The following is an 8,136-nucleotide window of genomic DNA, read 5'->3' on the forward strand; positions in this document are numbered from 1 at the left end:
GCGGAGGGCGCGCAACCGGTGCTGGTGGCGCACGCCAGCCAGACCGGCAACGCCGAACAGATCGCCTGGCAGACCGCGCAGGCGCTGCACACGGCCGGCGTGCCGGCGCGCATCGCGAGTCTGGCGGAGTTGCAGGCCGGTGATCTGGCGGCGGCGGAACGGGCCCTGTTCATCGTCAGCACCTACGGCGAAGGCGATCCACCCGATGCGGCGGCGCCGTTCGTGCGCCGCGTGATGGCCCAGGCCGCCGAGACGCTCCTCGCGCTCGAGGGCCTGCACTGCGCCGTGCTGGCGCTCGGCGATCGCGAGTATCAGCACTACTGCGGTTTCGGCCGCGCGCTCGACACCTGGTTGCGCCGGCAGGGAGCGCAGGCGATGTTCGAGCGCATCGACGTCGACGGGGGCGATGCCCTGGCGCTGCAGCAGTGGCAGCACCAGGTGGCGCGCCTGGCGGGCACCAGCGATCTGCCGGACTGGCAGCTCGCGGCGGTATTCGAGCCGTGGCGGCTGGCGCATCGCCGGTTGCTCAACCCCGGCAGCGCCGGCGGCCCCTGCTTTCACCTGGAGCTCGAGGCCCCGGCCGGCGCGGCGCCGAGCCCGGACTGGCAGGCCGGCGACCTGGTGCAGGTGCTGCCGCCCGGCGACGGCGAACGCCCGCGCGAGTACTCGATCGCCTCGCTGCCCGCCGACGGCCGGGTGCACCTGCTGGTGCGGCAGGAACGCCACGCCGACGGCACGCCGGGCCTGGCCTCCGGCTGGCTCACCGAGCGGGCCGCGATCGACGACGAGATCGCGCTGCGGCTGCGCGCCCACGGCAACTTCCGCCTCGGCGACAACGCCGGCCGTCCGCTGATCCTGGTCGGCAACGGCACCGGCCTGGCCGGCCTGCGCGCCCACCTCAAGGCCCGCGCCGCGGCCGGACACGGCGCGAACTGGCTGGTGTTCGGCGAGCGCCATGCCGCGCACGACGCCTACTACCGCGACGAGATCGCCGCCTGGCAGGCCAGCGGCGTGCTCGAACGCACCGACCTCGTGTTCTCGCGCGACCAGCCGGGCAAGCGCTATGTGCAGGACCGCCTGCGCGAGCAGGCCGACGTGCTGCGCGACTGGGTTACCCGCGGTGCCGCGCTCTACGTCTGCGGCAGTCTGGTCGGCATGGCCGCGGGCGTGGAGGCCGCGCTGGTCGACGTGCTGGGCCGCGACGCGGTCGATCGGCTCATCGAGACCGGCCGGCTGCGGCGCGACGTGTACTGAGCGTGTCCCGACAGGGCCCGTGAGCGGCGGCCCGCCGCGTCACACCTCGGCCCACTGGCGCAGCAGGTTGTGATAGTGGCCGGTGAGGCCGACAGTCTCCTCGCAATCGCCGATTCTCTGCCGCAGCTTCTGGATGTTCTGGTCCAGGTCGAACAGCATCGTGCGGTGCCAGTCCTCGCGCACCATGCTCTGAACCCAGAAGAAGGAACTGACGCGAACGCCACGCGTCACTGGCTCGACGCGATGCAGGCTGCTTGCCGGATAGACGATCAGGTCGCCCGCCGGCAGCTTGACCTCGTGGGTGCCGTAGGTGTCGACCACCACCAGCTCGCCGCCGTCATAGTCCTCCGGCTCGGTCAGGAACAGAGTGCACGAGACGTCGCTGCGCAGCCGCTGTCCATTGTCGGCGGCGGTCCGGATGGCGCCATCGACATGGAGTCCGTAGTGCTCGCCGCTGCCGTAGCGGTTGAAGAACGGCGGCAGGATGCGGTGCGGCAGGACAGCGGAAAAGAACAGGGGGTTGGCGTGCAGCGCGGTCACGATGGCCTGACCCAGCTGCAGCGCCAGCGGCGAGCCCTCGGCCAGCTGGTGGTTGTGTTTCACCTGCGCGCCTTGGGAGCCGACGCTGGCGCGTCCGTCGACCCAGCTGGCGCGATCCAGCGCGGCGCGCAGGTCGGCGACCTGGTCGCCGTTCAGCACGGCGGGCACATGGAGCATCATGGTCGAGTCCGTTTCGGCGAGCGATGAAAAAGGCCTCTTCCGAGGAAGAGGCCGGGGGCGGGACGGTGAACGAGGGCGTCGTCAGAACGCGTAGCTGGCGGTCAGCGTGACGGCTCGGCCATCGCCCGGAGTGGCCCAGCCATTGTTGCGGATGCGCGTGTAGTAGGTGCGGTCCGTCAGGTTCTTCACATTGAGCTGCAGGTCCAGACTGCGGGTGACCTGGTACGCCACCATGGCGTTCTGCACCCAATAGCTCGGCGCCTTGTACAGCGGCGGCAGCGCATTGTTGAGAAGCCAGCTGCCCTGGTACAGCACACCGTAGCCGACGGTCACGCCGGGCACGAACTGGTAGGTGCTCCACAGGCTGAACGCGTGCTCCGGCGTGTTGGTCAGCGGGTTGCCCGTCGTCGCCAGCGCGGCATCGCAGTTCAACGCCGTCGGGTTGGCAACGCAGAAGTCGGAGGCGCCCGAGAGCACTTCGCTGTCCAGATAGGTGTAGTTGGCTGACACGCTCCATTGCGGCGTGATCTGTCCGGCCGCGCCGAGCGCCACGCCGTCCACGCGCGACTTGCCATCGAGCTGCTGGTCGGGAACCGTCGGGTCGTTGGAGTTGACGCGGTAGTTGCGCAGTTCGTTGCGGAACACCGCGGCCGTCAGCGACAGCCGGTTGTCGAGCACGTCCCACTTGGTGCCGACCTCGATGTTGACCGCCGTCTCGGGCGCGACGTTGCAGTTGTTGTTGCCGGTCGTCGTGGTCTCGTTCTGCGTGCAGGCGCCGTTCACCGTGGCCTTCGAGGGTGTCTTCGAGTTGCCGTAGGCGACGTAGAAGCTGCCGACCGGAACGGGCTTGTAGACCAGGCCGACGCGGAACGAAGTCAGGTTGTCGGTGCGCGACTGCGTCGGGTTGCTGGTGGTCACGCCAGCGGCAATGGTGTCGGTCGACGAAGAGGTCCGGTTCTTCTCATAGCGGACGCCGCCGTTGAGCGCCCATTGCTCGTTGAACTTCAGGTTGTCGAACAGGTAGACCGCCACGTTGTCGAGTTCGCCGCGCGTGCGGCCGGTCGCGACGAAGTTGACGGGGCCGCCGTAGACGCCCTCCGGGTTCGCGATGTCCATCGGCGGCAGCACGGGGTTCGGCAGCGCGCCGCCGGGGTTGCGCAGCGAGTTGCCGTTGACCAGGCGGTAGCGTTCATGCGACAGCGAGAAGCCTGTGACGAGCGTGTGTTCGATGCCGCCGGTCTTGAATTCGGTCGTGAAGTCGGTCTGGTTGGCCAGGTATTCGTTGCTGCTGTCGCGCGTCGAACCGCGCGGACCGCTCGGGGTGTAGACCCCCGGCGTCGCGCAGGGCGTGCCGTCCGAGGCGAGCGTGCCGCTGGCCAGGCAGTAGCTGCCCTGGGGCGGGTTCACCACGAGGAACTGGTCGATGCGCTGCGCGCGAGTCTGATTGCGCACCCGGAAGCGGTCGCTGAAGCGGTGATCGAACACCACGGTGAACATGTCGACATCGATCTCCTGCGTGTCGACATCGCGATAGCCGTAGTAGTTGCTCGACTTGGCGCCCGGGATCAGGCCGTTGTTGAACGCGTTGCGGTAGTAGGGCACGCCGTACTGCGGCACGTTCTCGTCGCGCTGGTGCAGGTAGCTCAGGGTCAGTTGCGTCGGGGTGTTGAGCCCGAAGGTGATCGACGGCGCGATGCCCCAGCGCTTGTACTCCTCGACGTCCCGTCCTGGCACGTCGTTGCCGTGCGCCATCACGTTGAGACGCAGGGCCGTGGTGTCACCGAGCAGGCGGTTCACGTCGGCGGTGGTGCGCCGGTAGCTGTCGGTACCCAGGCCGAGGCCGACGCGGCCGAAGTTCTCGGCCTTCGGCGATTTGCTCACGAGGTTGATGCCGCCGCTCACGTTGCCAGCGCCGCCATAGACCGAGTTGGCGCCGTTGGTCACTTCGATCTGCTCGAGATTGAAGGCGTCGGAACGGTTGTATTGGGCACTGTCCCGCATGCCGTCGAGCGTGATGTTGTTGTTGGCCGAGTAGCCGCGGAAATTGATGCTGTCGCCGTAGCCACCTCCGCCTTCACCGGCGCCAAAGGTGATGCCCGGGACGGTGCTCAGGGCCTCCACCAGCGAGACGCGGTTCTGCTGTTCCAGGACCTTCGAGGGCAGCACCGTGATGGTCTGCGGCGTGTCGAGCAGCGGCGCGGTGTACTTGGGCGAAGCCACCTGTTCGGGCTTGGCCACGTTCTCGCTCGCGGCCTTCGCCTTGATCTCGGGCAGCACCGGGCTGCCGGTGGCGGGCACTTCGGCCTGCTGGGCGTGGACGGCGGCGGCCGGGATGACCAGGGCCGCGAAGGCCACGAGGGCCGACGCGTTGTTGCGTCGGAGTGGAAGGGCGTGCTTGCGCGCACGGATGTAGGCCATGGGGTCTCCTCGGTGGGTGTATCGAATCGGCGAAAAGGCGGCAGAGGCTGGCTCTCTGCGGCACTCCCGACCCGCTACGACGCGAGGAGAAGCAGATGGCTGACCGGCATGCTGTCAGTCCTCGACAGCAATCAATCAGTAATGATAATTAGTCGTATTAAGATTTGTCAAATCATCGTCAAGTCTTGTGATCAAGCCGCAACAATGCTGGCTCAAGAGACGAATGTCGAGGCGAAGGCTTCATGAAGAAAGTTGGCGATCACTCATTGACCAACCGCCCCCCAGCGCCTTGAACAGATCCAGTGCCGCCGTCAGCCGGGCCAGCCGCAGCTGCGCCAGCTGGTCGATCGACGAGAACAGCGTCCGCTGCGCGTCCAGCACGCTGGTCAGGTCGTCGGCGCCCTCGCGGTAGCGCAGCTCGGCCAGGCGCAGCGAGCGCTGCGCCTCGTCGCGGATCGCCAGCTGCGCCTGCTCCTGGCCGCGGTTGCGCACCGCGTTGCCGAGCGCGTCCTCCACCTCCTTCAGCGCCGTGTAGATGGCCAGCCGGTAGCTCTCCACCAGCTGGCGGCGCGCCGATTCGCCCAGCGCCACCTGGTTGCGCAGCCGCCCGCCGTCGAACAGCGTCTGGACGATCGAAGCGCTCAGCCCGAGGCTGGAGGATGGATTGGCAAGCGACAGCAGCGCCGTGCTGGCCAGCCCGGCCGAGCCGACAGCGACACGCTGGGCAGCAGCGCGGCACGGGCCGCGGCCACGTCGGCATCGGCCGCGGCGAGCTGGGCCTCGGCGCTGGCCAGGTCGGGGGCGGCGCACCAGCAGCTCCGACGGCAGACCGGCGCCCGCCTCGGGCACCGCGAAGCGCTCGAAGCTGCGCGTCTCCACCTGCAGCGCCTGCGGCGGGCGGCCGAGCAGGATGGCCAGCGCGGTGACGGTCTGGCGCTCCTGCACCTCCAGTGGCTCCAGCGTGGCCCGCTGTGACAGCACTGTGATGCGTTGGCGGCTCACGTCCAGCGCCGAGGCCGCGCCGTTGCGGTAGCGGGATTCGACGATGCCGAACACGCGCTCGGCGATGGCCAGGTTGTCGCGCGCGATCTCGATCCGCATGCGCAGCGCGAGCACCTGGAAATAGGCGTTGGCCACGCCGGTGCTGAGCGACAGCCGTGCGGTCTCGAGGTCGTAGCGGCTGGCGGCCAGCGAGGCCTCGGCGCCCTTCACGCCGGCGGCGAGCCGGCCCCACAGATCGATCTCGTAGCTGACGCCGAGCGATACGCTCGACGACTTGCTGGTGCTGGCGTCGAACCCCGGCCCCGGGTCGGCGCGCCGGGCGCCGGAATTGCCGCTGACGCTGACCGACGGGAACAGCGTCGCGCCAGCGCTGCGCACCGCGATCTCGGCCTGCTGCACGCGCTCGGCGGCGATCGCCAGCGTCGGGCTGCCGGCCTGGGCGGCGTCGATCAGCCGCGCCAGCTCGTCGGACTGGAAGCCGCGCCACCAGTCGCGCTGCAACGGCCCGCTGGCGGCGGTCGCGGCCTCGTTCCATTGCGGCGGCAGGTCCAGCGTAGGCCGCGTGGTGTCGATCGCCGTCGCGCAGCCGGCGAGGGCCAGCGCGATCAGCAGGGCGGAGGCGCGCCAGCGCGGCGCGGGTCGGGGAAGCATCGTGGACATGGGGCGGGAGAGGGTGTTCATTCGGCGGCCAGCGCGACCACCGGGTCGAGCTGCGCGGCCTTGCGCGCCGGCAGCCAGCCGAACACCAGGCCGGTGCCGAAGGCGCAGCCGAAGGCCAGCAGCACCGGCGCGAGCGAGTACTGGACGGGCGTGCCGAACGCGCCGATCGCGGCGGCGGTGGCCAGTCCGCCCACCACGCCCACCGCACCGCCGATCGCCGACACCACCATCGCCTCGATCAGGAACTGCTGCATGATGTTGCGCTCGCGCGCGCCGGTGGCCATGCGGATGCCGATCTCGCGGGTGCGCTCGGTCACCGACACCAGCATGATGTTCATCACGCCGATGCCGCCCACCAGCAGCGAGATCGCCGCGATCGAGCCGAGCAGGATGGTCAGCGTGTTCTGCGTCTGCTCGGTGGCTTCGATGATCGAGGCCATGTTGCGGATCTGGAAGTCCACCACGCCATGGCGGTCGAGCAGCAGCGACTCCACGGCCTCCTGGGTCTCGTCGATGCGCGACACGTCGTCGACCGCGACCGTCACGTTGCGCAGGAAGCGCTGGCCCGACAGCCGCAGGCTGCTGGTCGCATACGGCACGAACACGATGTCGTCCTGGTCCGAGCCCATCGGCGACGCACCGCGCGCCGTCATCACGCCGACCACCTGGTACAGCAGGTTGTTGACCAGCACGTACTCGCCCACCGGGTTCGCGCCGTCGGGGAACAGCGCCTTCGCGACGGTCTGGCCCAGCACCGCCACGGTGGCGTAGCTCGCCTCGTCCTCGGCGCTGAAGAAACTGCCCTGGGCCACCGGCCACTGCCGCGCCAGCGGGAATTTCGACGAGGTGCCGTTGATGCTGGTGCTGTAGTCGGCGCCGCTGTAGCGCAGCGTCGCGCTGCTGTTCTGTTCGGGCACGGCGGCCAGCACGTTGGGCACCTGATCGATCGCAGCCACGTCGGCGACCACCAGCGTCGCGGTGCTGTTGAAGCCGCGCTGGTTGGGCGCGCCGGGGCGCACCAGCATCAGGTTCGAGCCCATCGCGCTGATGCGGTTGATGACCTCCTGCTTTGCGCCGTCGCCGATCGCCAGCATCGCGATCACCGAGCCGACGCCGATCACGATCCCCAGCAGCGTGAGCACCGAGCGGAACAGGTTGGCGCGCAGCGAGCGCAGCGCCATCTTCGCGGCCTCCACCACGTCGGCCAGGTGCGAGCCTTCGTGGGTGATGGCCGGCGGCACGTAGTCGGCCTGCTCGGGCGACGGCGGCGCCGAGCCGGGGTCGGCGACGATGCGGCCGTCCTTGATCTCGATCAGCCGGTCGGCGTGGTCGGCCACTTCCTTCGCGTGGGTGATCAGCAGCACCGTGTGGCCGCGTGCTGACAGGTCGGCCAGCAGCTTCATCACGTCGGCGCCGCTCTTGCTGTCGAGCGCGCCGGTCGGTTCGTCGGCGAGGATGATGCGGCCGCCGTTCATCAGTGCGCGCGAGATCGACACGCGCTGCTGCTGCCCGCCCGACAACTGGTTGGGCCGGTGCTCCAGCCGGTCGGCCAGGCCCAGCTCGCCGAGCAGCGCCTTCGCGCGCTCGTGCCGCTGCGCTGGCGGCAGGCCGGAGTACATGGCCGGCACTTCCACGTTCTCTGCCGCGGTTGCGGTCGCGATCAGGTGGTAGCTCTGGAACACGAAACCGAAGTCGTCACGCCGCAGCAGCGCGAGTTCGTCGCGGTCGAGCGAGGACACGTCGCGGCCGAGGAAGCGGTAGCTGCCGGTGGTGGGCTTGTCGAGGCAGCCCAGGATGTTCATCAGCGTCGACTTGCCCGAACCCGACGCGCCCATGATGGCGACGAACTCGCCCTCGTAGATCGTCAGGTCGATGCCGTGCAGCACCTGCACCGCGAGGTCGCCGTTGCGGTAGGTCTTGGTCACGCCGCGCAGCTCGATCAGCGGCGTTTCGCCGGGGCGCAGCCCGGTGGTGGCGACGGCCGGTTCGGGGTCGCGCTGCATCAGCGGCCTCGCGGCGCCTGTCCCATGCCCGGCGGCATGCCGGCCGGCCCCTGCTGCAGGCCACCGCCCTGCGCGCCGG

Annotated in this window: 5 protein-coding genes; 1 reads left to right on the top strand and 4 read right to left on the bottom strand. The window is 69.5% G+C overall.

Features of this window, described 5'->3' with window-relative positions; all coding sequences use genetic code 11:
• A partial coding sequence (locus tag Y694_RS17925; protein ID WP_036234998.1) for a sulfite reductase subunit alpha occupies positions 1 to 1,254 on the top strand: 1,254 nt, incomplete at its 5' end.
• 39 nt (positions 1,255 to 1,293) lie between these two features.
• Here the strand turns inward: Y694_RS17925 and Y694_RS17930 are convergent.
• The 4 genes from Y694_RS17930 to Y694_RS17945 form a co-directional block, all read right to left on the bottom strand.
• Complete coding sequence (locus Y694_RS17930; protein ID WP_036235000.1) at positions 1,294 to 1,974, bottom strand: Fe2+-dependent dioxygenase; 681 nt, start codon at positions 1,972 to 1,974, stop codon at positions 1,294 to 1,296.
• Positions 1,975 to 2,055: 81 nt separating this feature from the next.
• Positions 2,056 to 4,392 (bottom strand): TonB-dependent siderophore receptor, encoded by a 2,337-nt coding sequence (locus Y694_RS17935; protein WP_051495870.1) that lies wholly within the window; start codon positions 4,390 to 4,392, stop codon positions 2,056 to 2,058.
• 240 nt (positions 4,393 to 4,632) lie between these two features.
• Complete coding sequence (locus Y694_RS17940) at positions 4,633 to 6,054, bottom strand: TolC family protein (RefSeq protein ID WP_231497757.1); 1,422 nt, start codon at positions 6,052 to 6,054, stop codon at positions 4,633 to 4,635.
• Positions 6,055 to 6,071: 17 nt separating this feature from the next.
• A complete protein-coding gene (locus Y694_RS17945) occupies positions 6,072 to 8,057 on the bottom strand; it encodes a MacB family efflux pump subunit (RefSeq protein ID WP_036235002.1) in 1,986 nt (661 codons plus the stop codon).
• Between the last annotated feature and the right edge of the window lie 79 nt (positions 8,058 to 8,136).

The organism is Methylibium sp. T29-B, from assembly GCF_000576225.1.
Taxonomy (GTDB): Bacteria; Pseudomonadota; Gammaproteobacteria; order Burkholderiales; family Burkholderiaceae_C; genus Methylibium; species Methylibium petroleiphilum.